The organism is Alteromonas sp. ABV2_168, assembly GCF_056161165.1.
The window spans coordinates 88,105-112,984 of sequence record NZ_JBSWYQ010000011.1 but is presented as its reverse complement, the minus strand read 5'-3'; the positions used below and the strand labels follow the sequence as shown (position 1 = coordinate 112,984).

The 24,880-nt window shown below is 48.7% G+C and carries 24 protein-coding genes, 1 tRNA gene and 1 pseudogene; 12 read left to right on the top strand and 14 right to left on the bottom strand.

The genetic code is table 11. From position 1 onward, the window contains the following. Positions 1–3 precede the first annotated feature (3 nt). The 3 genes from leuC to ACXAH4_RS16290 all read left to right on the top strand — a co-directional run bounded on the left by leuC (position 4) and on the right by ACXAH4_RS16290 (position 3,274). Positions 4–1,404, top strand: a complete 1,401-nt coding sequence (leuC, locus tag ACXAH4_RS16300; protein WP_349584831.1) for a 3-isopropylmalate dehydratase large subunit — start codon at positions 4–6, stop codon at positions 1,402–1,404. 3 nt (positions 1,405–1,407) lie between these two features. Beyond that, positions 1,408–2,010 carry a 3-isopropylmalate dehydratase small subunit gene (gene leuD / locus ACXAH4_RS16295; protein WP_474844569.1) on the top strand — a complete coding sequence of 201 codons (603 nt, stop codon included), beginning with the start codon at positions 1,408–1,410 and terminating at the stop codon, positions 2,008–2,010. A gap of 85 nt (positions 2,011–2,095) precedes the next feature. Next, a complete protein-coding gene (locus ACXAH4_RS16290) occupies positions 2,096–3,274 on the top strand; it encodes an HD-GYP domain-containing protein (protein WP_474882659.1) in 1,179 nt (392 codons plus the stop codon). A 7-nt stretch (positions 3,275–3,281) separates the two neighbouring features. Here the strand turns inward: ACXAH4_RS16290 and ACXAH4_RS16285 are convergent, their stop codons facing one another. Continuing rightward, positions 3,282–4,409: a general secretion pathway protein GspB gene (locus ACXAH4_RS16285; protein ID WP_474882658.1), complete on the bottom strand. Its 1,128-nt coding sequence runs from the start codon at positions 4,407–4,409 to the stop codon at positions 3,282–3,284. Next, on the bottom strand, positions 4,402–5,313 hold the full coding sequence (locus tag ACXAH4_RS16280) for an ExeA family protein (protein ID WP_474844566.1): 912 nt from the start codon (positions 5,311–5,313) through the stop codon (positions 4,402–4,404). The genes ACXAH4_RS16285 and ACXAH4_RS16280 overlap by 8 nt, the downstream gene beginning before the upstream one ends. Before the next feature lie 136 nt (positions 5,314–5,449). On the opposite strand from ACXAH4_RS16280, the gene ACXAH4_RS16275 reads away from it, so the two are divergent. From ACXAH4_RS16275 to hemW, 5 genes are all read left to right on the top strand, one after another. Beyond that, positions 5,450–6,562, top strand: a complete 1,113-nt coding sequence (locus ACXAH4_RS16275; protein ID WP_474882701.1) for a tRNA nucleotidyltransferase/poly(A) polymerase-related protein — start codon at positions 5,450–5,452, stop codon at positions 6,560–6,562. 61 nt (positions 6,563–6,623) lie between these two features. Further along, positions 6,624–8,576 (top strand): RecQ family ATP-dependent DNA helicase, encoded by a 1,953-nt coding sequence (locus tag ACXAH4_RS16270; RefSeq protein ID WP_474882656.1) that lies wholly within the window; start codon positions 6,624–6,626, stop codon positions 8,574–8,576. A 66-nt stretch (positions 8,577–8,642) separates the two neighbouring features. Then, entirely contained in the window at positions 8,643–9,854 is a 1,212-nt protein-coding gene (gene srmB, locus ACXAH4_RS16265) for an ATP-dependent RNA helicase SrmB (protein WP_474882655.1), read from the top strand. A gap of 19 nt (positions 9,855–9,873) precedes the next feature. Then, positions 9,874–10,476, top strand: a complete 603-nt coding sequence (gene rdgB / locus ACXAH4_RS16260; RefSeq protein ID WP_474882654.1) for an RdgB/HAM1 family non-canonical purine NTP pyrophosphatase — start codon at positions 9,874–9,876, stop codon at positions 10,474–10,476. Then, positions 10,469–11,608 (top strand): radical SAM family heme chaperone HemW, encoded by a 1,140-nt coding sequence (hemW, locus tag ACXAH4_RS16255; RefSeq protein ID WP_474882653.1) that lies wholly within the window; start codon positions 10,469–10,471, stop codon positions 11,606–11,608. Before rdgB ends, hemW begins: the two co-directional genes overlap by 8 nt. Positions 11,609–11,612: 4 nt before the next feature. Here hemW and ACXAH4_RS16250 read toward each other — a convergent pair whose 3' ends face one another. The 11 genes from ACXAH4_RS16250 to ACXAH4_RS16200 form a co-directional block, all read right to left on the bottom strand. Further along, a complete protein-coding gene (locus tag ACXAH4_RS16250) occupies positions 11,613–12,407 on the bottom strand; it encodes a DUF2884 family protein (protein ID WP_474882651.1) in 795 nt (264 codons plus the stop codon). A gap of 95 nt (positions 12,408–12,502) precedes the next feature. Continuing rightward, positions 12,503–13,009 carry an Lcl C-terminal domain-containing protein gene (locus ACXAH4_RS16245; protein WP_303574488.1) on the bottom strand — a complete coding sequence of 169 codons (507 nt, stop codon included), beginning with the start codon at positions 13,007–13,009 and terminating at the stop codon, positions 12,503–12,505. A 2-nt stretch (positions 13,010–13,011) separates the two neighbouring features. Further along, on the bottom strand, positions 13,012–14,682 hold the full coding sequence (locus tag ACXAH4_RS16240; protein WP_474882650.1) for an Lcl C-terminal domain-containing protein: 1,671 nt from the start codon (positions 14,680–14,682) through the stop codon (positions 13,012–13,014). Positions 14,683–14,781: 99 nt separating this feature from the next. Continuing rightward, on the bottom strand, positions 14,782–15,273 hold the full coding sequence (locus ACXAH4_RS16235) for a PAS domain-containing protein (RefSeq protein ID WP_474850934.1): 492 nt from the start codon (positions 15,271–15,273) through the stop codon (positions 14,782–14,784). After that, a complete protein-coding gene (locus ACXAH4_RS16230; protein ID WP_119500426.1) occupies positions 15,273–16,265 on the bottom strand; it encodes a response regulator in 993 nt (330 codons plus the stop codon). Before ACXAH4_RS16230 ends, ACXAH4_RS16235 begins: the two co-directional genes overlap by 1 nt. A gap of 209 nt (positions 16,266–16,474) precedes the next feature. After that, the gene (locus tag ACXAH4_RS16225) at positions 16,475–17,215 is read right to left on the bottom strand and encodes an LrgB family protein (protein WP_474850930.1); all 741 of its coding nucleotides are present in this window, start codon (positions 17,213–17,215) and stop codon (positions 16,475–16,477) included. Next, positions 17,212–17,598: a CidA/LrgA family protein gene (locus ACXAH4_RS16220; RefSeq protein ID WP_474882648.1), complete on the bottom strand. Its 387-nt coding sequence runs from the start codon at positions 17,596–17,598 to the stop codon at positions 17,212–17,214. The genes ACXAH4_RS16225 and ACXAH4_RS16220 overlap by 4 nt, the downstream gene beginning before the upstream one ends. A gap of 69 nt (positions 17,599–17,667) precedes the next feature. Then, entirely contained in the window at positions 17,668–18,498 is an 831-nt protein-coding gene (locus ACXAH4_RS16215) for a LytR/AlgR family response regulator transcription factor (RefSeq protein ID WP_474850926.1), read from the bottom strand. A 17-nt stretch (positions 18,499–18,515) separates the two neighbouring features. Next, entirely contained in the window at positions 18,516–18,863 is a 348-nt protein-coding gene (locus tag ACXAH4_RS16210; protein ID WP_474850924.1) for a DUF3718 domain-containing protein, read from the bottom strand. Between the two features lie 322 nt (positions 18,864–19,185). Further along, positions 19,186–19,515, bottom strand: a complete 330-nt coding sequence (locus ACXAH4_RS16205; RefSeq protein ID WP_119500423.1) for a hypothetical protein — start codon at positions 19,513–19,515, stop codon at positions 19,186–19,188. 118 nt (positions 19,516–19,633) lie between these two features. Beyond that, positions 19,634–20,443: an MbnP family protein gene (locus tag ACXAH4_RS16200; protein ID WP_474882647.1), complete on the bottom strand. Its 810-nt coding sequence runs from the start codon at positions 20,441–20,443 to the stop codon at positions 19,634–19,636. A gap of 313 nt (positions 20,444–20,756) precedes the next feature. Between ACXAH4_RS16200 and ACXAH4_RS16195 the strand changes: the two genes are divergently transcribed. Next, positions 20,757–20,833, top strand: a tRNA-Ile gene (locus ACXAH4_RS16195). 174 nt (positions 20,834–21,007) lie between these two features. Here ACXAH4_RS16195 and ACXAH4_RS16190 read toward each other — a convergent pair. Continuing rightward, positions 21,008–21,313: pseudogene (locus ACXAH4_RS16190) on the bottom strand (integrase core domain-containing protein); the annotation flags it as partial. A gap of 151 nt (positions 21,314–21,464) precedes the next feature. Here ACXAH4_RS16190 and ACXAH4_RS16185 point away from each other — a divergent pair. Genes ACXAH4_RS16185 through ACXAH4_RS16175 form a run of 3 tightly spaced genes read left to right on the top strand, consistent with a single transcriptional unit; the run spans position 21,465 to position 24,832 of the window. Continuing rightward, entirely contained in the window at positions 21,465–22,835 is a 1,371-nt protein-coding gene (locus ACXAH4_RS16185; protein ID WP_474846329.1) for a sugar porter family MFS transporter, read from the top strand. 19 nt (positions 22,836–22,854) lie between these two features. Beyond that, positions 22,855–23,838, top strand: coding sequence for an inositol oxygenase family protein (locus ACXAH4_RS16180; RefSeq protein WP_474846331.1), 984 nt, complete (start codon positions 22,855–22,857; stop codon positions 23,836–23,838). Positions 23,839–23,893: 55 nt separating this feature from the next. Beyond that, a complete protein-coding gene (locus ACXAH4_RS16175) occupies positions 23,894–24,832 on the top strand; it encodes a family 43 glycosylhydrolase (RefSeq protein WP_474846333.1) in 939 nt (312 codons plus the stop codon). The last annotated feature ends 48 nt before the right edge of the window (positions 24,833–24,880 follow it).

Here is a 24,880-nt window from a genome sequence, read left to right as displayed (position 1 = left end):
GTCATGGCCAAGACCTTATATGACAAAGTCTGGGAAGCACACGTTGTAGACCAGATTGGCGAAGACAGCTTATTGTATATCGATCGTCACCTGATCCACGAAGTGACTTCGCCTCAGGCCTTCGCAGGTTTGAATGAAAAAGGCCGCAAAGTGCGTCGACCTGACCGTACATTCGGCACCATGGATCACAGTATCTCTACCCGCTCGCTGGCCATTGACGCCTGCGGTCCGCAAAATGCGTTACAGTTGCAAACGCTGGCGAAAAACTGTGAAGAACACGGCGTTAAGCTCTTCCCTGTTGGTCACCAGAAGCAGGGTATTGTTCACGTAATGGGTCCTGAACTGGGCCTGATCCTGCCCGGCGTTACCGCAGTTTGTGGTGACTCGCATACCGCAACCCATGGCGCATTCGGGGCTTTAGCATTCGGTATCGGTACATCTCAGGTTGAGCATGTACTCGCCACACAAACTCTGAAGCAAAGTAAAGCGAAAAGCATGCTGATTAATGTGCACGGTAAATTACCGGTGGGCATTACGGCAAAAGATATCATTCTGGCCATTATCGGCAAAATCGGACACGCCGGCGCTACCGGTTATGTTATCGAATACGCCGGTGAAGCCATCCGCTCTCTGACCATGGAAGAGCGTATGACTATCTGTAACATGAGTATTGAAGCCGGTGCGAAAGCCGGTATGGTTGCGCCGGATGAGACCACATTTAACTACGTGAAAGGCCGTGAATATGCACCCTCCGGCGAAGCGTGGGATGACGCCGTTGCATACTGGAAAACACTGTACAGTGAAGATGGCGCGAAGTTCGACAGTGTTGTTGAATTAAATGCCGCTGATATCGCACCACAGGTCACCTGGGGCACTAACCCGGGGCAGGTAATTGGTGTGGATACACCGGTACCTGCAGCTGACTCCTTCAGCGATGCGGTAGAGAAAGAGAGCGCGAGAAAAGCCCTGTCATACATGGGCTTATCTGCCGGCGACAAGCTGGAAGATGTGGCCATCAGTCATGTATTTATCGGCTCTTGTACCAATGGTCGTATTGAAGACATGCGTGCTGCTGCATTCATCGCCAAACAGGGCAAAGTCGCTGACAACGTCACCGCGATTGTTGTGCCGGGCTCCGGTGCGGTTAAACGTCAGGCGGAAGCAGAAGGTTTGGATAAAATCTTTACCGATGCAGGGTTCGAGTGGCGTTTGCCGGGTTGTTCGATGTGTCTGGGCATGAATGATGACATTCTTCAGGCCGGTGACCGTTGTGCTTCAACCAGTAACCGTAACTTCGAAGGCCGTCAGGGCCGCGGTGCCCGCACTCACCTGGTGAGCCCTGCGATGGCAGCTGCCGCTGCATTAAAAGGCCGTTTCGCCGATGTCAGAGAATTTCAGGAGTAAGTCATGAGTCAAGGTTTTACTACACACACCGGCCGCGCCTGCCCCCTTGATCAGGCTAACGTCGATACGGATCAGATCATCCCGAAACAGTTCCTTACTGGCGTAACACGCAGCGGATACGGTAAACATTTGTTTCACGACTGGCGCTATCTGGACTTACATGAAAAAGAACCCAATCCTGATTTCGTGTTAAATAAACCGGAACACGCCGGCGCAAGTATACTGATGTCGCGGGAAAATTTTGGTTGTGGTTCCAGCCGGGAACACGCGCCATGGGCACTGGCAGATTTTGGTTTTGATGCCGTTATCGCCACATCCTTCGCTGACATTTTCTACGGCAACTGCATTAACAACCAGTTGCTACCGGTAGCGCTGACATCCGCGCAAATGGATAAGCTGTTTGCCATTGTCAAAACCAAACCGGAAACCGCTGTGGAAATCGATTTGCCGGCACAAACAGTGAAAGCAGGCGATGCAGTATTTAGCTTTGATATACTTGCACACCACAAAAACAATCTGATCAAAGGCTTAGATGCTATTGGTCAGACGCTGGAACTGACAGAGACCATCGAATCATACGAAAGTAGACAACCAGTCTGGCTTTAATTTTTTCGATATCAACTATACTCAAAGGGCGATGCATCAGCATCGCCCTTTTTTTCGGCCCCGGCTTCTGCTCAGGTAACATTGCATGCTAAAAAACGTGACTATTGATGAACTCATTCCGGGTATGTACGTCAATCAGGTTTTAGAACAAACCGGACAATTACGCGTGCGCTCCAGCGGCGTGGTGAAATCACCGGTATCCATCGGTAAGCTGAAGGAAATGGGGATCACCGTGGTAGAAGTCGACTTTGCCAGAAGTCAGTTGCCGGAAGCAGCAATGGTCAGTGACCAGGTGCCCGCCCCTTCACCTGCCACACAGTCGAATTCAGACGCTCTGAATGCCGCCAGCGTACTTTATGAAGAAGCCGTGAGCTTACAGCAGTCTTTCATCACCTCTCTCAGTCAGGGAGCTCCGAATGATCTCTCGCAGGCATCAGACCTGTCATCCAGCATCATTGATGCAGTTTTCGATAATCAGGATGCCATGTCCTGCCTGACAATGATAAAGAATTCAGATCAATACCTGCTTGAACATTCGATTAACTGTTCCATCCTGATGGCTATGTTTGCCCAGCATCTTGGTTATGATCGGGATACGATTGATGAAGCGTGTATGGGCGCATTGCTTATGGACGTGGGTATGTCGCAGATCCCACAGGAACTGAGGCATAAAAATGGAAAACTGAGTCAGGCCGACTGGGATGTGGTGAAAAGCCATGTTGATATTGGCGTGGAACTGGTAGAGCAAGGGGAACAAATTTCAGATTTGGCATTGTCGGTCATATCACAACACCACGAGCGGGAAGACGGTTCCGGCTACCCGAAAGCACTGAAGAGTGACACCATCTCCCCCCTGTCAAAAATGGCGGCTATTGTGGACTGTTACGATGCGATGATTTCCAACCGTCCTCACAAAGACAGCATTACACCGGCCCTTGCGCTGAAAAGGCTGGCTAAAGATCCGGCTCTTGACAGCGTGTTAGTTAAACAGTTCGTGCAGTGTGTCGGTGTCCACCCCGTGGGCTCGCTGGTAAAATTGAAAAGCGGGAGACTGGGGATCATCAGTAAACAAAATCCGGACGATCTCACCTCACCGGTGGTAATGACTTTCTACAGCATTACCGGAGGTCACTTCAGTGAAATCAAACGCATTGATTTGCTTACTGTCGACGATGAAATTGAGTCAGGTGTCCGCCCTGATGATTTTGGCATTAATCTGCCGAAATTTTTCAAAGATGTATTTATCAGCCAGGTGCCGGGCTGAAACCCGGTCACCAGTCTGTTAACGCCGCCATAGAAAACTCTTTATTTTCGAAACTCAGAATAACCCGCTGAGCTTCAATCTTTACTATTTGCACCTTGTCATCAATCCAGTCCCCTTCCCCGAGTTGTTTGCCGTTCACTCTGACCCAGCGGTCAGACGGACGACTGGCATACATGTGAGCATTAAACGCCATACCGGGCAAACGGGTAAGCATTCTGACAGGAAGTTGATCGACACGGGGTAAATCGTCACGCACGGTGATCTGTGTTTCAGGCTCGTCCTCGGTAGCCTTGTTGTCCAAGTCTTCAATGGCCTTGTTAAACCGTGCCATAAGCTCCGGTGACACATTCACATCGCTTTCCTGCGGCGCATTTATGATTTCACCGCCTAAATCTGAGGCCTGCGCAGCAGTATCATTCCCTGCGCCATCTCTGTTCACCGGATTGGGGGACACAGTATTTTGCTGCCCGGTTGTGCTCTGGTTTGGGATTGCGCTTATTTCACGCTGACTCCCTGCGGTGGTATCAGGAACTGGGTTTAATTCATTTGTGTTATTTACCGGGCTGCTATTCACTGCGGCAATATTATTACCGTCTGGCACCACAGCCTCTCCGGTAGATTTCAGGTTTGTGCTGTCTTCAGGTGTTGTTCCCGGTATCTCCTGTCCGTTTCCGCGCTCATCGCCGGCGGACACGATATTTACCGTATCAGGCCACCACGCAGGGTAACTGCCGATGGCACCACCTGTAATCAGTCCGGCCAGAATGACACCGGCAAAAGACACTGCCTGTCTGGTATACACTTTCCACAACGACGGCATTCCCTGCACAGTGGGAAGGAACAAGCTGCGGTTAAATTGATCTGACAACCCGGCATCAAACTTACTGACACTGGTGTCGTGTTCTCCCCTGAGCAGCGCCTGCGTTTGCGTGCGGTGATGCACCGGCTTTTCAATTTCAACGGCTTGAGCAGGGTCAACTTCAACTTCCTGCACTCCCATTTCCGCCAGGCCCTGTACCATGGCGTCACTGGATACCAGACCACTTTTGCGAATTTTAACCGGCCCGTTCTGCTCAGTGATGCGAATAATCACCATACCGGGTTTCAGCTCTGCAATTTTAATGAGGTCAGACATACAACCTCCCGAGGCCAAAGCCAGTCACCACAGCAATCACAAACAACAATATCATCAGCCATTTACGCTGACTTTGAATACGCTGGCTCACCACATCCTCGCCAAGAATTTGTTCTGCTGCGGCAAGGAATACAGGTTTCTTCACTACTGCATGCTGTTTGGTGAATGACAGGGTCAGTGCGCGGTCACAAAGCAAATTAATCACTCTGGGAATTCCGCCAGTGATTTGGTGAATGGCTTTTATCGTCGAAGGGCTGAAAATGCTCACGTCCCCCTTTGCCACACTTAAGCGGTGTGCTACGTAAGAAGAGACTTCCGGTGCGGTGAGCGGTAACAAATGATAACGGGCGGTAATACGCTGAGCCAGCTGCCGTAATTCGTTTCGCTTCAGTAACTGTTGTAATTCAGGCTGTCCTATTAACACCACCTTCAGCAGTTTCTCACGGTTGGTTTCCAGATTGGTCAGTAAACGCAGCTGTTCCAGCACTTCAGGCATCAGATGCTGGGCTTCATCAATCATCAGTACCGTATTCATGCCGGCCTGATGATTGTCAGCCAGCTTCGCCAGAATACGATCAGTGAAATATTTCAGACTGGCCTTGTCCACATCATAGGGAATGCCCAGCTCGTCGCAGACGGTAGCCAGCAGTTCCAGAGCAGACAACGTGGGATTTAGAATCATTGCTACCTGGGTATTGTCAGGTAATTGCTGCAACAATCTCCGGGATACCGTGGTTTTCCCGGTGCCAACCTCGCCGGTCAGCATCACAAAACCGCCGCTTTCGCGCAGGCCAAAGGTTAAATGTGCCAGTGCCTCTTTGTGGCGCGGGCTCATATATAAATAATCGGGGTTTGGCGCTATGGAAAACGGGTTGTCCGTCAGTCCAAAATAATTCAGATACATGTGTTTGAGAGAGTTAGCAATTCACCGCGACTAAACTAACCGGCCCGGGTGAATAAGTCAAAATCAAAGCCTTTCGATAAACAAAAAGCCTCTTAGTTCAGGCATAATGAAACAAAACAAACAGCGTGATGGGTTTATGGATGTTTATTTAGTGGGTGGCGCAGTGCGGGATGAATTACTCGGACGCCCGGTAACAGAGCGGGACTGGGTAGTAACAGGTGCCACACCACAGGAGATGCTCAGCAAAGGCTATGAACAGGTCGGGAAAGATTTCCCAGTGTTCCTGCATCCGAAAACCAAAGAAGAGTACGCCCTTGCCCGCACGGAAAGAAAATCCGGCAGCGGTTACACCGGTTTTGTTTGTTACGCTGCACCTGACGTCACGCTGGAGCAGGATTTGATCCGTCGGGATCTCACCGTAAATGCTATCGCCAGAGACAAAGACGGCAATCTGATTGACCCTTACCAGGGCGTTGAAGATATCGAATCCCGCACATTGCGGCATGTGTCTGAAGCCTTTAGTGAGGATCCCCTGCGGGTATTCCGTGTTGCCCGTTTTGCAGCAAGGTATGCTTATCTCGGGTTTACCGTAGCGGATGAAACCGCTTCGCTCATGCGCTCCATGGCTGACAGTGGCGAACTTGCCCATCTCACGGCAGAGCGTGTATGGAAGGAGACTATCCGTGCGTTGGGAGAAATGAATCCTGAAGTCTATTTTCAGGTGCTTGAAAACGCTGATGCACTCAGTTACTGGTTTTTGGAGCTCATCCCGTCCCGGGCAAACAGTGACTTACGACTTCAGCGGGCAGCTGCGGCGCAATGCAGTGACGACATTCGCTGGGCACTGCTATTTGCAGACGTTTCACCGGAACAAACAGAGAAGTTGTGTGAGCGGATAAAAGCACCCAACAAATACACCGGACTGGCGATCCTGATCAGCCGTTTCAGCAAGAACTTTACCGCATCAAACCAGGCAGAAGACTGGCTTGCCCTGTGTAATCAGTGCGACGCCTGGCGTAAACCGGAACGCTTCACTGACTTTATTACAGCATGCTCACTGATAACGGCCCCCTCAGATATGGTCAATGATTTAGCAACGGCACTGAATGAAGCGGTCAGCAAGGCTGGCAAGCTGAGCGCCAAAGCCTTTGTTGAACAGGGCCTGCGGGGACCGCAAATAGGCGAAGCCATGGATCAGGCCCGTATGGAAATTATTGCGGAGTACCTGCCGGCAAATCAGTCCTCATAGCCAGTCATAAGATATCTGGTTAACGATTAATATCAGTCTAAATCACTTATTGAATAACAATATGCACACCCTGATACAACAGCTTCAACAACGTTTTGGCTTCGACGGTTTCCGCGAAGGTCAGCAACAGACTATTGAGCAGCTTCTGGCCGGTCATTCTTCGCTGGCGGTGTTTCCCACCGGTTCAGGGAAGTCTTTGTGTTATCAGTTCACCGCGACACAATTGCCCCATCTCACACTGGTGATTTCGCCGCTCATTGCGCTGATGCATGATCAGCTGGCATTTCTGCGGAGTAAGGGTATTGCAGCTTCCAGCCTGGATTCCACTCTGAGCAAAGAAGACAGCCAGCAGGTGATGCAGCAGGCACGGGACGGTGAGCTTAAGATCCTGATGATTTCGGTAGAGCGATTTAAAAACGAGCGCTTCCGCCGCTTCATCGACAGCATTCCTGTATCCATGCTGGTGGTGGATGAAGCCCATTGTATCTCCGAATGGGGGCACAATTTTCGTCCCGACTATCTGAAACTGCCCCGCTACCGCCAGTCACTGAACATTCCGCTGGTGCTGTTGCTCACCGCTACGGCGATGCGCCGGGTACAAAAAGACATGGCGCAGAAATTCGATATCGGCCTGCAGCACATCGTACAAACAGGATTCTACAGGGCTAACCTGGACATAGACCTGATTCCGGCACAGAACACCGGTAAATTCCCGTTGCTCACGCAAGTACTTGATGAAACTGCCGGCGTCGGCATTGTGTATGTAACCCAGCAAAAAACGGCGGATGAACTTGCCGGAGAGTTACAAGCAGCAGGTTATTCTGCGGTTTCTTATCATGCAGGCCTTGGTAACGACAACCGTGCTGCTATTCAAAATCGCTTTATGGCGGGTGAAACACGCATCATTGTGGCAACCATCGCCTTTGGTATGGGTATCGATAAAGCAGATATCCGTTTCGTGGTGCATTACGATCTCCCGAAATCCATAGAAAATTACAGTCAGGAAATCGGTCGTGCCGGACGTGACGGACAGAAAAGCCGGTGCGTACTGCTGGCCAGTCTGGACGGCATTAACGTGCTGGAAAACTTTGTCTATGGCGACACACCTGAAAAGCATGCCATTGATACACTACTTAATGAAATCACGGCCAACACACAAAATGGTCAGTGGGAAACCAGGGCCTGGTCGCTGTCGCAAACCACCAATATTCGTCCTTTACCACTGAAGACGCTGCTGGTGCAGCTGGAACTCGCCGGCGCAGTTGAACCTGAGTACAGCTACTACGAAGACGTAAAGGTAAAGTGGCTGACGACTCCTGAACAAATTACACAGCACTTACCGCAGGAACATCAGGGACTGTTCGACGCCATCGTCAGCCACACCCGCTTCAGGAAAATTTGGGGCGTTCCGGATTTCGACGCCCTTCAGCACCAAGGATTCCTGAGGGGAATGGTGCTGAGTCTGCTGGAGCAACTGGCTGACAACGGCCAGGCTGAACTGGAAACCAAACAACTCACCGATGTGTACCGGGTGAACCACGAGTTAATCACCCCCGATCTTGCAGGCAACCTTTATCAGTATGCCTGCAAGAATGAAGAATCAGAAATTGCCCGTATTGCTACCATGCTGCGCTTTTTCAATCTCGACCGCTGTCTGAATCACAATCTGGCATTGTACTTCGGCGATCAGCATGCACCTGAACACTGCGGGCACTGCTCAGTATGCAGGGGACAACCACTGAGTCTCAGCCGTGATAACTCAGAAGCTCAGTCCGGCAATATCGCCACTGACATGCAACTGGCCCGCAACTGGCTTTCTGAAAAGCTGCCGGCACAGATGCTGACACCTGTCTTGCTGAGTCGCTTCATGGCCGGACTTACCCAACCCGTTTTCACCAAAATCAAGGCAAAGCAGCAGCCGCAGTTCGGAAAATACGAAGAGACGGCTTATCACGTACTGCTCAGCTATGCCAATTCTGTTGTGAATGAATCTGAAGGCGCAGTTTCGGGATAATAGTTATCAAAACACAGCGGTGAGGTGCTACAATATGCCTTTATTTTCGCGACGCAAAAACACCGAATGACCTTTGAAGAATTAGAGCTTGATGACAGCCTCTGTCAGGCTGTTACGGAGATGGGATTTAAAAACCCGACTTCCATTCAGTCTCTCGTGATCCCGCCGGCGATGGACGGCAAAGATATCCTCGCATCGGCCCCCACCGGAACCGGAAAAACGGCGGCCTTTTTGCTGCCTGCGTGCCAGTTTTTGCTGGATTTCCCACGTCGGGAACCCGGTTCGACACGCATCCTGATTCTCACGCCAACCCGTGAACTTGCCTTACAGGTGTATGAGCAGGCACTGGCAATTACCCGTTATACCGAACTGGTATGCGGCGTAATTACCGGCGGCATAAACTATGGTACTGACAGAGAAACACTGAGCCAGAATCTGGATATCCTGGTGGCCACGCCGGGGCGCTTATTTGAGCATATCGAGAAAGAGTCTGCGGATTGTCGCAATATTGAATGCCTTATCCTGGATGAAGCAGATCGTATGCTCGACATGGGGTTTGGTGCCATTGTGGGTCAGATTGCCTCGGAAGCCCGCTGGCGTAAACAGAACATGCTGTTCTCCGCCACACTGGAAGGGCCGGGGGTGAAGTTTTTTTCCCGCGATATTCTTAATGATCCGGTTGAGGTAGAAGCGAATCCTTCACGGAAGGAAAAAGCGAAAACTCATCAGTGGTATCACCTGGCGGATGACATGGCCCACAAACAGGCCATGCTGGTGCATATTCTTAAAAACGACATTACCAATGCGGTGGTGTTTATAAAAACCCGCGAGCGCCTGCAGGCACTGAAAGATTTTCTGATGTCAGAGAAAATTGAAGTGTGCTGGCTGCAGGGAGAAATGCCGCAGGATAAACGCAATGACGCCCTGCTACGGTTTAAATCCGGAAAAGTACCCGTACTGCTGGCAACCGATGTTGCTGCCCGTGGTATCGACGTACCTAACGTCAGTCATGTCATCAACTTCGATATGCCCCGCAAGGCCGACATCTACGTTCACCGTATTGGCCGTACAGGTCGTGCAGGCGCAAAAGGTACCGCCATATCACTGATTGAAGCACACGACTTCGACATGGTAGGCAAAGTTGAGCGTTACACCGGTGAACCGCTTAAATCCCGTTTCGTAAAAGATTTGCGGCCTAAGCATAAAGCTCCGAAAAACACCGCGAAGAAAAAGACCAAAAAGAAAAAAGCCGCCACAGCGAAAAAGAAAAGTAAGTAATCAGTAAGGACGGTTTGATATGTCATTTCCGGAAAAAATTGTACTGGCATCCGGTAACGCCGGCAAAGTGAAGGAATTCACCCGCCTGTTTTCAGCGCTGAACGTGACCGTGGTTCCGCAAAAAGAACTCGGCGTGGAAGACGTTCCGGAAACAGGCACCACATTCGTGGAGAACGCCATTATCAAAGCCCGTCATGCAGCTAAAGTCAGCGGCTTGCCGGCGATTGCAGACGACTCAGGGTTGGTAGTGAATGCACTTGGCGGTGCGCCTGGTATCTATTCCGCCCGCTACGCCGGAGCACAGGCCAGCGACAGTGATAACATTGATAAGTTGCTGGCAGCGCTGGATGGTAAAGCAAACCGTCGTGCACATTTCTTTTGTATGCTGGTGTTCATGCGTCATGCAGACGATCCGGTTCCGCTTATCAGTCAGGGTTACTGGCATGGCACGATTACGGATTCTCAGGCCGGTCACGGCGGTTTCGGGTATGATCCGGTGTTTTATGTACCTTCCCATGAATGTACCGCCGCTGAACTGGACCGTCAGGTTAAAAATCAAATCAGCCATCGTGGTCAGGCCATGGCATTTCTGCTCGAACAAATGAGACAAACTTTTGCGTAATCCCTCACTGGGCCTGTATATCCACATTCCCTGGTGTGTTCAGAAATGCCCTTACTGCGACTTCAACTCACACGGGTTGAAGTCATCACTTCCTGAAAATGAATATGTCGCCCATTTGCTGGACGATCTGGCTATTGACGCAGCCCGTGTAAAAGGACGCGAGATCACCAGTATTTTTATCGGCGGCGGTACGCCAAGCTTGTTTTCCGCAGAATCCATAGCAACCCTGCTGGACGGCGTTAAACAACGGGTAGCGTTGTCTGAGCATGCTGAAATCACTCTTGAGGCTAATCCCGGTACTGTGGAAGCGGGACGCTTTGACGGCTATGCTCAGGCCGGAGTAAACAGGATTTCCATGGGGATCCAGAGCTTTCAGAACCATCACCTTAAAGCCCTTGGCCGCATTCACGATACTGACCAGGCAAGCCGGGCCATCACTCTGGCGAAGGCTGCACCGCTGAACAGTTTTAATGTGGATTTGATGCACGGCTTACCGGATCAGAGTATTTCAAATGCGCTGGACGATTTAGACCGTGCCATTGCCATGTCTCCACGCCATCTTTCCTGGTATCAGCTCACCATTGAGCCCAACACACCGTTTTACTCAAAGCCTCCAGAGCTGCCCGATGATGATATTCTATGGGAAATCCAGTCACAGGGGCATAAGAGGCTTAAAGCTGCCGGCTTTGAACAGTATGAAATTTCCGGTTACAGCCAACCCGGCTTCCAGTGTCAGCACAATCTGAATTACTGGCGCTTCGGTGATTACCTGGGGATAGGCTGTGGTGCTCACGGTAAAATCACAGATATCAACAGCGGTGAAATAGTCCGTACAGTAAAAGTGAAGCATCCCAGAGGCTATATGGATATTGCCCGCCCCTATCTTGATAATTCCTCAACGGTAGAAAAAGAAGATTTAGCCTTCGAATTTTTCATGAACCGGTTTCGCCTTGTGGAACCCTGCCCCAAGCAGGATTTTACTGATTTTACCGGACAGGCATTATCATCTCAGGAATTAGCAGAGCTTTCTAAAGCCCGCGAGCAGGGATTGATTGAAGAATCGGAGTTGCACTGGCAGGTGACGGCAAAAGGCAGACGATACCTTAACAGTCTGCTCTCAGCATTTGTTTAACGATTTATTCCGAAATAATAATGTCGTAAGGTTTCAGCGCAGGGATATGCTTGCGCAGCTTTTCTTCCAGGTTATTCAGACGGTGTAGTTTGTCACAGAACCACTGCGCTTTATTGTTCAGTGATGCCGGCCCTGCTTCAAAATCCAGTTGCTCACCTACGGCCTCAAGCTGACGGGTGATTTCTTCCACCCTTTCGCTGCTTAAATCTACCCGGTTTTCATCCATGCCGCCAATGGCTGAAAGAATACCGCCGATGGACATTGAGATAGCCTGCTCCAGTTCAGCTTCAATTTCACTGTCGACAAAGTGGTCGACACTTTCCAGTGATCCAGGGCCGATAAAGTAATGGTTGCTGGCATGACGGAACTTGTCTTTAACACGGTTACGCACGCGCTTCATTGCGTGCTGCAGCTTTTCGTAACTTTCGTGATCGGTTCCCACCAGCCCCTGATATACGTTATCCACGGTATCTGCTGCCAAGTCTACACCTTCAGTCGCCAGAATAATCATCTTGGGAACAATGTAATGCAGTCCCCGCGAATAATCACGGAGCCAGCGGCGCTCGGGTACACTCAGGTTTTGCCAGCGACCTTTTACGAACAGCTGATCCTGGTCGTTGATTTGTACGACAGTACGGCTCTTATCGAGGATCCGTAACTGATGTTCGTTAACCACCAGACCATAGGCAAAGTCGATGTCACAGGATATATCTGCTGACGCACAAAAAGGCACCGTGGTGAAAAACACCAGCGGAACTCGCAAAGCAGATAGTAATTTTCGCATTCTCATGCGTAGCATTGTGTACGCCTTACCCCTAAATAAAAAGCCGCGACAAGTCCAACCTGCTAAAATTCAGGTTGAATAAATCGCGGCATTATAAGGGCTGTTAACGGCTAATCAAGCTGTGTGCGCACTAAACGCACGTAAACAAATCTGTCCTTTTCTTTGATTGAGTGACTGGCGTTAAAAAATGCGACTACCCAGGAACGTACCGGATCTTCCAGTGAAGGCGTTGATGTCCAGAAATCATCCGGCGGTGTATTGGGGAAAATAGCTTCATTAATCGCAGGGCGTACACACAGGCGTTCAGTAATGGTCGACAGCTCTTTGATGTTAGGTAAACGCAATCCTGCAAGGTCAACGGCATCGGCTTCCTGCGCCGCAATGAGCGCTTCCTGCCAGTTATATTTAGTGGCAGTGCCTGTGCAGGTTGTCCCGTTCCAGGTCTGACCCAGTGAGCAACGCTGCCAGATTAGCTGAGTTTCAATATGCAGCACTTCGCCGTCACCCAAATCTTCAAAATCGTCCTCGCCGGCGGTTTCAATACCATCACCCAGACAGGTCTGAGCCATTAAAGACGCCGAAAACAGCCAGCATAACAATACAAATACAGGTTTCATGCTTATCTCCCTGCCCTTACCAGACGCACACGCGCCGGGCTCGATTTGATTAAGAAGTTATCCAGGCCGGAAGCAAAGTCCAGTGCCCAGGCATTTTGTGCCGCATCACCGGACACGCCGTCAGCACTTGGCATGCGGGTCCAGTACCATAACTTGTCTTCACCGGCCGCCAGTGTGCCGGCGAAAGGAAAGTAGTCATCATCAAGCATCACGCCGCTGGGCTGGCCGAAATGTATAATCGACATCAGCTCCTGATGTGTCGGCATACGCCAGTCGTAGAATCCGCACAGGCCCTGAGCGTTTACCGCACTGACATACGCCTGGGTGTTACAGTTAGTCATTGTACAGCTGGCGGTAGTCGTAGTTTGCGGGCCCTGATAACCTCCGTTTTGCGCAGAGAAGAACCAGGAATAGGTGTTATCTGCATCACGAAGTCCGGCATCGTCGGTTTTCTTCTCCCAGATTAGACCGGTGATGTTATCGCGTACACAAGACCAGGCCTGCGACGTATCGTCTTCTTCATCACCGTTGCTATTAAGTTTGGTGAAATCAAAACCCGCTTTACCACGGCCTGCCTTTTCGAGGAAACCGGCAGCACTGATCACATCACCGCCCCGCTGTCCGTCCTGACCGGGAAAATCGTTCTGCTGGGTATTGGCGTAGGCTGTATTATTCGCCTGCACTGTAACGCCGGTGTCGTTTAACAAAGGAACGGGCATGGGACGGACGGTAACGAAAATTTCGTCATAGACGATATGACCGAAGGCATCACTCACGGCAAGGGTATAACTCATTTGCGTTTCCACATCGACCTGCGGCGCAATCGCATACGTTGAAAGAGCATCTGCATCGCGGACCATACCGGCACTGCCTGACGCTTCCCATTCGCTGAGTAGCGGTAAACCGGCGGATACCGTCGTACTTGCAACGCCATTGAGGACAATCCGCTCACCACTGAATACCGCCTGGTCGCTGCCGGCACTGACCTTCGGCAAGGTCTGGCTTTCTGACAATGTATTCAAAGTGACAGTGGCAGTATCTGTAGCACCTTCTGCATCAGTGACCGTCAGCGTCAGTGTCAGCGCCTGCGCACTGGTTTCCACCGGCATAGTAATGGTTATCGAAGGCTGATCGGTGGCGATACCATTTAAAACACTGTTACCTGAAGTTTGTTGCCACTCCCAGGCTGCAATGGGGTTTGCTGAATCCGGAGCATCCTCGTCTGTACTGGCCAACCCGCTCAGCTCCACGGTACTGCCGGCAGAATATGTATTCTGCGGCTGACCGGCTTCCTGCTCCGGCGTGATCACAGCTGTCGGTGACACATTTACCGGCCTGACCAGAATATTTAAGGTATCAGAATCGCTGTTACCGCTGCTATTGGTGACAGTCAGGGTAACAACAAACGACGTGTCTGTGGTAACGACAGGTGCAGTAAAAACCGCGTCTGCTACTGTATTGTCATCCTGCGTGATAGTGGCAGAAGGCGTTACAGACCAGCGCCAGGTTGCGCCGTCGGTATTGCCTGTAGCACTGCCACTCAAACTGGCGTCCGTGGCCTCCAGTACTTCAATGTCGGCACCGGCATTCACGTAAATCGCATTGGGATTAGTAGGCGTGCCACCGGAGTCATCACCGCCGCCTCCGCCGCATGCACTCAGCACGAGACTCATCAAGAAAACGGCGAATCCGTGCCGGCACGGAAGGTGTGGAGAAATTCGAAACATCACGTCGTCTTACCCTCTGAAAAAGAAAACGCCGGTGTATTCAGTTTATTGTGGTGAACGTCTTTCCTTGCGTTCTTCACTGCTCACCTGCAACGCTTCAAGTTGCTTTTTACCGGACGCGATATCCGTCATATCGTAAATCATTACGCTGATATGGTCGGTTTTCCCGTTCGCCGATGTTAAAGGTGCCAGTGTGATATTCTGATACATGTACGGCTCATTACCTGTAATCGGCCGGTAATTGTGAAACTTGAACAAATGAGGCCGCTGTTCCCAGGTCATGAATGCCCGGGTTTTCAACTCGAATACAGGTTTGCACTTTTTAGCAAACCAGCTTTCATTGATGTGAGGGAAAATGCTGAATAAGGTTTTGTCACGCACTTCGCTGGGTAAGAGGCCGCTGTGGCTTTCCATGAAGCCATTCCATACCTTTACCTGAAATGCTCTGTCCAGAACGATAATGCCAACATCAACACTTTGCAGCATATCCATCATCCAGTGGAAAGACTGCATTTGCTCTAATTCACTGTCCTGCATTACATATCCTCCAGTAAATGAGCAAGTTTGGCGTTCATGGTTTGCATAGAGTCTTCGGTGAAAAGAATTAACAGGTCACAGTTCACATTGTAGCCTTCCAGCCCGTAACTCAGTTCAATTGCCAGAGTACGTTTCCACTTCACCTGATTAGTCTGAATAATATCGGTAATCGCACGGTGCTGCCCCAGAACAATGGGCTGCCCCTGTGCAAAAGTCACGTCCATTTGTTGCGCCAGGCCAGTAAGGCAGGTGCCGATAAGAATACTGGCCGCATCCATTAGCAACTCAAGCTGCAACTGATCGTCCACATCCTCCTGCACATCGAGAATTTTTGCCACATCTTCAAAGCTGGAATCACTGAGAATACACATGACTTCGCCGCGGATCCCTGAGCCGATAAAGCCCTGACACACTGCCGTTACCTGCTCATGGCTGTCTATATCCGACAGCATCATGCGCATTTCAGATGCTTCAATAAGATTCACATTGGGGATAGGCAGGTGAACAAACACATTCATCGTCCGCGCAAGGTGGTCACCCGCCCGTCCCATGGCAATATTAGTGATTTCCTGATAGCAGTCGCGGATATCCGGATCCAGTTCAACGGACTCTTCAACTTCCGGCTCGTTTTCCAGCAAATTATGTTTAACCAGCACGCTTTCCAGCGTTGCAGGGTCCACGGGCTTGCGAATAAACTCCAGTGCTCCCAGCCGGGTTACCCGTTCATGAGCCTCGGGCTGTATATCCCCGGAGATCACAACAACTTTGGTTTTCAGCCCCTTATCCTGAATGGCCTGCAAGGTGGCGTATCCGTCCATCACCGGCATATTCAAATCCAGTAATAACAGTTGTCCTTTACCCTGCTCTAAAGCGGCAACCGCTTCCTGACCATTTTTGGCGAAATGAACAGCGACATCCCAGTCAGGCGGCAAGCACTTTGCTACCTGTTTGCGTGCTACCAGCGAGTCGTCACAAACCAATACCGAAATCATGTAAAAAGATTACCTTCCTTTAGCCTTCGCAGAATTGCGAAATCTTTTGCAGAAATTGTCTGACCCTGAACATTGTACACCGTGCATACAACAGTTTTCAGTCAACTGAATCCCTTATACATTGATAGCAGGATTCTGAGTAATTTCCATTCGTCATTGGTGTAACACGGCGGTTATTTTTTAAACGCAGCATCCTGCTGATGACTCTGTTACGCGAACAATAAAGGCAGGATAATGGCCGTCATGATGCCGTTCAGACACAACCCTAACGTTGCCAGCGCGCCGGTGCGCTCGCTCATTTGCAATGCTTTGGCGGTCCCCACTGCATGACACACAGCCCCCAGCGCGACACCACGGGCTTGCGGCAGAGTGACATTTAACAAGTGATAGACTCCCGGCGCAATTACCGCCCCCACGATGCCTGTAGTAATAACGAATACAGCAGCCAGCGCAGGAATACCATTGATTTGCGCAGTCGCCTCCATCGCCAGCGGCGTAGTAATGGACTTCGCCAGCATGGTCATCTGAATAGCCAGCGGTGCATCATAAAACCACACTGTCAGCCATGCTGTTAACGGTGCGATGACGCCGGCAAAAAATACCGCCAGAACCAGACGCCAGCCCAGTTCACGAATTTTTTGCCACTGGGCATACATAGGGATTGCCAGCGCTACCGTGGCCGGCCCCAGTAACCAGTGAATAAAGCCCGCCTCATGCTGATAATTACCCGTTCCCTGCCCGCTTATCAAAATAACCATGCCGGTGATCACCGCAGTGACCAGAACAGGGTTCGCCAGCGGATGTCCGCGGGTTCTGCGTGCAACGGATAATGCGAGTAAATAGGCCACAATAGTTATACTTATCCAGATAAATCCCGTTGCTGAAAAAGAAGGCACAACGAGCGCTGAGACACTTGCAAACCAGTCATTAAATGCCTGTACAACAGTCATAAGCCGGCATCTTCTTCTGAATCTACAGCAACAGATTGCAATAAACGTTGCGCTATCCATCCGCTGAGGCCCAGGCTGACAGTGGTTGAAACAATGATGGCTAACCCGATGCCGGTCAGGTTTTCGCTGATTTGCTGCCAGTAGACGCCAACGCCCAGCACAGCAGGAACAAAAAGCATCGCCATATGCCTTAACTGCGGGGCCCCGCCCGATATCAGCACGACAGGAGTTTTCCTGCAAAGAAACTGAAAGGCGAGCAACATTAGCAGTCCGGCGAGTGTGCCGGGAAACGGCAGTGCCAATACTCTTACCAGCATCTCTCCGCAGAAATAAAAAAGAAAGATCGCAGCCAGACCGGCAAGCATGTGCAGCAGGTTATTCATAGGCGTCCGTGTTAATGAAGATAAGGCAGTGTATCTGACAGAGACCGGGTCTCACAACCGACAATGGTCTTAGTTCGAAGTATTGATACGTGATGTTCTCATCGCATAATGCTGACTTATCTTAAGTTTTATGTTGCCAGACAAGTGAATAAACCGGGGGCGCCTGCAACATTCATCGATTCTGACAATAGCAGTACAATTAATTATGGCTGAGCGGCTGATACGCGTAAATTGATCCGGCAATTTGCGCTGCATATCACAGAGCGAGCAACGGACAACATGATTTTCAGACAGACAGTGCACAACTAGATAGTCCCCTGCAGCTTCTATCCAAATGATGTCGCCATATTCAAGATATGTCCACTCACCCGCACAACGTAAACTCAGACGACGTTCAAAACCCGGGTGGTTAAGTTGACGGTTCAACCTCGCTTTCAGTGCGCTTACGGAAATACCAGCCTGGAGCGAAATAGTTTTACAAGCGGATTCATAACCGGCGCGTTCCGTACGGGCACTGAACAGTGCGTGCTGATGTTGCAGGCAAGACCGGACATTTTCCTTTGAAGGAGGCATAGAGATAAATCCTCCAGCATTGATAGCGAAGGCCTTTAAAGCTTCCTCATTTGTACTGCCGGCAATAACAAGTGGACATAGGTGAGGGCCGGTAACAGCAAAAGAGTTGAGACAACTTATTAATATTGAGTTGCGGGAACCATTAAACCAGTAAAGTTCTTCGGGGGTACGGCATATTGTCACACATCCAACCTGCGGGATATCTTCTAATATCAGCCTGAGTGACGAATGATACTGCTCATTCTCAATCATCACCAGTACATTAAGCAGGGGTAGCGGACCGGCTACAACTTCTGTGTGGCTGCCGGTACCGTTTTGACTTTCCATGTTCGTACCTGCCGGGGTTAACGCCGGGCTGTTAATGTTTCATCCTGAAGCTTCAGTCGTCTCGCGATCAATTCACTGGTGTCCATTGCACGGTGGCGCTCTGCAAAGGACATCATATCTTCACCATTACAGACTAATCCTTCATGAAGAACTTTCAGTGACACCCTCGAATCTCTTACTGCGTTTTTTAAAGCACGGGTATCATCCTTACGGATAGCATGACATACAGATACAAGGCTGCTCTCAAGCCATCTGGGATAGGTTGCGGCAATTGCATTTGAGCTTGTCACAGGAATAATGAATGACGCGCTGGTGATAACAGCGACAATTAACGCGGTGTTGCGTTTGGGAAGTTTAGATTTCATGGTCGTCTCCTTGTTAAAATCACCTTCCATCAGGTCGATGGTCAGGATATTGATAACGTAGAGAAGTGTTGTTAAAAGGACTGTGAAGAATCGATGAATCGCAAAGTTTTGAGATCTTGCGATGAACAACATTTTTTTGCCGTTCACTTATCGGCAACAGAAGGAATACATCGTGCTAAAAACACATTTTGTCACATTCATATTTAGTAAGAAGATGAGTAAAAAACGAGGGAGGAAAAGAATTAAGCAGGTCAGTTCAGGTTCTGTTTGAAAGCGGCCCGGGATATTTGCCGGGCTCCGGAAGGCGTAGTTCAATGGCAGATCAGAAAGCGCTGTCCTGATGCACTTTAATGAACATAGGCGTTTCAGCTTTGCTGTAATCAACCTTGTATTCTTTTCCATTCAGTGTCTGAATGAACACCAGTGTCTTTTCGTCACCGAAAACATCGCCGGTTGTAATATCAACCAGTTCCATGTCCATCATTTTGGCTTCACGCTTGTTATCAGGAATTTTTCCCTCGTAGCGCTTAATACCTTTATAAGTCACGATTACCGGCGGATTTTCGTCACCGTTAACAATCAACAAATCAAACTTGCGAACTTTGTGGATGATTGTATTGCGGCCACTCACCAGGAAGGGCTTCTCAGTCATTCTTATCTCCATGCTGGCTGGCTAAAATTAGTGTAAAGGAAAGATAGCAAAGAATCTGAAACCTTGCACTACGCCACAGGCAAATTTCGCCTTAAACCACCGACTTACGTTCATACCCTCAGGATTTCAGGTATACCTTTTCAGGCGCGTCCCAACGCAACCATTCCCTACCGGTGAGATTTTTCATGACTTTTTCACAGCTTTTATCGTGAGAACCGGCCATATTACATTCCGTAACCGCTTTTAAATCAACGCGGAACAGAATTTGTTGCAGCTTCGCGAGCAAGCTGAGGTCCGACACGTTCTGGGCCATAGGTAACTTCACCGTTACACGATTGGGAAACGCACAATCTGACGGCTTCGTTTCAGCATTCACTCCATTGCATCCTCCGCTGGCCAGTAAAAACGACCAGATGGCGCCCGGCTCGCGGGTATTTTGTAATTCCACACGGAAGAAGTTATGTCCGGCATTCACCGACTGGTACATCGTTGGTTTGTCCAGCGGCGGTGTTTGTTCCACAGGCAATGAATGGTTCTCATCAAAATTAAGCCCCATCGTCAGGCGCAGTTCTGTAGCTCTGCTTAGCAAAGCTTCATTGGCATCCAACAGAATATGATTGTTATTCAGCTTTTTATCGCAGGCATGATGAAACTGCAAAAAGGCGACTTTATCTGACTGCCAGCCGTTATTGACGAAGTTCAGTGGTACCCATCTGCCCTCCACTTTCACTTCCGGTTGGCTCAGATAAAAAGCCAGATAGTTTATTTTCCACAGATCTTTATCCACCGTGACTTCCCAGGCACAGTCTTCACCTAATGAGAGGTCGGTAAATTCCACGGGGATATCTCCGGGGGCTCTGCTGCTCCCGAACAGATCGCCGCAGCCTGTCAGCATCAGAAAAGCCGGGATCAGGAAAATCCATTTCATGTTCATAATTACGCTTAATTTAAAACTTACACCGCCACCATAGTGAGCGGGCAGCCACCATTTCGTCAACCAGACAAAAGACTAACGGGGCAAAGAATGAGGTGCGCGGAAGCCATACGCTTTTTACTAACAACTTTAACCGCCGGGTATTACAACTGCAGGCTGAACAACTTTTCGCCAGGCAATTGAATTCACAGGCTGTATAGGGTGACAAGCCACAAAAAACTGCTTATACTTCGCCCCGCTTGTAAAAACCAGTGCGCAGTTCTGCAGCAAACACTGGCTCTCCATACAAGCTTCTTAAAGTTAGAATGGCCCTATAGCTCAGTTGGTTAGAGCACACGACTCATAATCGTTAGGTCCCTGGTTCGAGTCCAGGTGGGGCCACCATTTTTAAAGACTTCTAACGTTAGTAATCACCAACCATTTTCCTCTGTGCTACACATGTGCTACAGCGTTCATAAATAATGCTGGCGAAAATGTCATAACAGTCTTTTATTCAGTTAATCTAGCTCCTCTTTGCATCTATCATCATCCAATAGTCTTCTAGGGGAACTGTAGTGGTCAAGTAATTTTGGCCACATCGTTGTAGCTATTCCAGTAACGTTTCTCCGATTCATTCGGTGTTAAACCACCGTTGTATGAATGCGGTCTCAGTCGGCTGTATTAGCCATGAATGTAATCACCAATCTTCTGCTTTGCTTCAGTAAAGTTCCGGTAGCCAGTTGTTGGAATCCACTCGGTTTTAAGGCTCCTGAAGAAGCGTTCCATCGGGCTGTTATCCCAACAATTTCCTCTGCAACTCATGCTTTGTGTTAAGCGATACCGCCAAATTAGCTGACGGAATATTCGGCTTATAAATTGAAATCCCTATGCGCTTCTCTTTCTGAAATCAACACTTCACGTTAACTTGACACACAAGTAACAACAAAATAACATAACCCTTATGACACCGGTGTCAAGTCAATGTATTCATTATGCAGTTGTGCGTTGGGAATTATTGAAAAAATTTAGGGAAGTTATGTCCAGATTCAACCCATATTTACTTATCACAATCTGTATATCTGCAACATGCGGATTATTATTTGGTTTTGACACCGCTATTATCGCGGGGGCATCTCCATTCATAGAAAAGGAATTCAGTGCTTCAATCGGACAAATAGAATGGATAGTGAGTGCTTGTGCATTAGGAGCTCTGTTTGGCGCGATTTCCAGCGGACGTGCAACAGACATTTTAGGTCGACGAAAGGTATTAGTGATTACTGGATGCATATTCGTTGCAGGCACCCTATTGGCAGCCTATGCGCAATCTGTTGCAGCGCTGATTGCAGGTCGTTTTATCCTCGGCTTTGCTGTTGGAACAGGTTCATTTGCGACGCCTCTGTTCATCGCTGAGATGGCTCCCGCTCAGTCACGGGGGAAACTCGTGCTATGGAACGGCGCGTTCCTTACTGGAGGACAGGTAATTGCATTTTTAGTAAATTTTTCACTGACCTCTTCGGGAGACTGGCGGTTGATGATTCTAAGCGGCATTGTTCCGGCAGTCATTCTTACTGTAGGCATGTGGTTTATGCCTGAATCTCCAAAGTGGCTTGCCCAAAAAGGCCAGGAGCAAAAAGCGCTAAAAATCCTATCTAAAATTCGTATGAGTAAGGATAGTGCGAAGACAGAACTCGACCTCATCAAGAGCACACTGAATGATAAACAAGCTAGTTTTCGGGAGTTATTAAATCCAAAGTTGAGAGGAGTCCTGGTAATAGGGTTGTTTATGGGGATTGGTCAACAGATGATGGGCATAAATACTGTTATGTATTATGGTCCGTACATCATGAAGAATATTGGCTTTTCCGGAGCAGAAACACAAATGTTTGGCACTCTGGGGTTAGGCGTAACGAACTTCCTTTTCACTATTCTCACACTGGCATTCATCGACAAATTAGGAAGACGCAAATTTCTACTTTGCGGCTCACTGTTAGCAGCACTGAGCCTGTTCGCTCTGGTCGTACTGTTGAACAATACAATGACCAGCACATCAGCGTATTTTGCCCTGTTTTTTCTCATGACTTTTATCATTGGTTACTGCATAAGTTTGGGCTCTCTGTTCTGGCTTCTTATCGCTGAAATTTTCCCCCTACACGCAAGGGGTACCTGCATGAGTTTTGTTGTTGCCATTCAGTGGGCAACAAACTTTCTCGTTTCAGCAACATTTTTAACCATATTAGCCAACCTGGGAATCGCCGTCACTTTTACCCTGTATGGCACTATTTCACTCATAGTCTTCATGTTTGTTTTACTCAAGGTGCCTGAAACCAAAGGCGTTCCTCTGGAAACAATAGAGAAAAATATTAATACAGGATTGCCAACCCGAAAGCTGGGTCATCTGGGCAATTAGTTTTACAAGGAAATTTAAAATGATTACAACTGAAAAGAGCCTGGAAGTTTCATCTGACAACTTCAGAAACTACACCGACTCCAAGTTCCAGGATAGAGTTGAGCGCACATATCGCGAAATGCAAACAAACCAGACGGTTGATTTCGTGAAAGAAAAAAAGCAACATTATTTTAAGCTCGCTTATGGCTCGATGGACGTGTATCAGGTATTTAAGCTTCTTGAAGACATTGTTGATGAAAGCGATCCTGACAGCGACTTACCACAAATTATTCATGCTTATCAGTCGGCAGAGTCCATCTGTGAATTTGCAATGAAAAATGAGACTGAGTTACGGGATGACCTATCCATAAAAACTCTGTTCAAACATAAAGCCTGGTCTGAATTACCCGGGAAATGGCGTGAACTATACGAGTCAAATACAATAAAAACACTGTACAGTCATATAGATGACTGGTCATGGTTCCCGCTTACAGGCTTTATTCATGATCTCGGCAAAGTGATGTTACTGCCACGTTTTGGCCAACTACAGCAATGGTGTGTAGTAGGCGATACCTATCCGGTAGGTGCTCCGTTTGCATCTTCCAATGTGTTTTACGACAAGAAGTATTTTCACCTTAGTCAGGATTACCCTGCTTATGAAAATATATCTGACACAAAGTTCGGGAAATACGACCGGAATTGTGGTTTTGATGCAGTAGATATGAGCTGGGGACACGATGAATACATCTATGAAGCAATGAGACAAGGCAGTCTCCTTAATAAAGAGTCGCTTTACCTCTTACGCTACCACTCATTTTACCCTTGGCACACACCGCAAAACGGAAGCATGGCTTATAGTGAACTAGCATCCGACTTTGACTGGTTAATGCTACCTCTGTTGAAAGCTTTTCAAAAAGCAGACCTGTATTCCAAAACACCGGATTTGCCGCCACAGCATATATTAGAAGCCAAATACAAAAAGCTGTTAGACAAATACATTCCTGCAAAATCGATTAGCTGGTAGCGCGACACTTGTACCTTTACTCACTCCAATAATTAACGCTTGCAGGAATATGAAGATGAAAGCGGGGATAGTTTCAAAATTAACTTTAGCGCTTACCGTGCTCTTTCCTGCAGGCGCTGAAGTTATTATATCAGACAGATTCAGTGCAGATCCTTCAGCACATAAGTTTGGTGATACGTACTACGTATATGCTACAAATGATGAAGACAACTCAGGTAAATACTGGGACTCTACTGACTGGCGGTTATTTAGCTCTACGGATCTTGTGAACTGGAATGATGAAGGCTCTTTTTTGCATAACAGCGTGTTCAGTTGGGCTGCAGAAGACGCCAAAGCATGGGCTCCCGGAGCTATTGAGCGAAATGGAAAATATTATTTTTATGCACCAGTAGGCGGCGATCAAATAGGCGTTGTTGTTAGTGATAACCCGAAAGGTCCCTTTGTCGATCCTATTAATAAAGCGCTTATTGAAAAGTCACGGGATAATAACGCAGGAGACGAACCCATTGATCCTGCACTGTTCATTGATATTGATGGTCAGGCTTATATGTACTTCGGCACCCGGGTGCCTAAAGTTGTTATGCTGGGCAGCGACATGATCAGTTTAGCCAGTGAAATCCGTGATGTTGAAATTACTGATTTCCCCTCCGGTGACGAAAAGAAACAATATGGAGAAGCTCCGTATCTTCATATGCATGAGGGAAAATACTACTTCACGTTTTCAACTGGCTGGCCTGGTCAAATTGTTTATGCTACCGGCGATTCTCCACTTGGTCCTTTTGAATACCAGGGTGTAATCATTGACTACCTGAACATAAATACTAATCATCAGGCCATATTGCAGGACGGAGATAAAAACTATATTTTTTATCACGATAGCATTAAGGAAGGCGGCGGCTATTACAGACGCTCCATCTTAGTTACAGAGCTGGAATATAGTGGAGAAAATGAAATTCGCCAGATTGACCTGAAAGCCAGAAAACTCAGAGATTAAAACATTGGCTCTTAGTATCATGAAACTAAGAGCCAATCCTTTATTTAT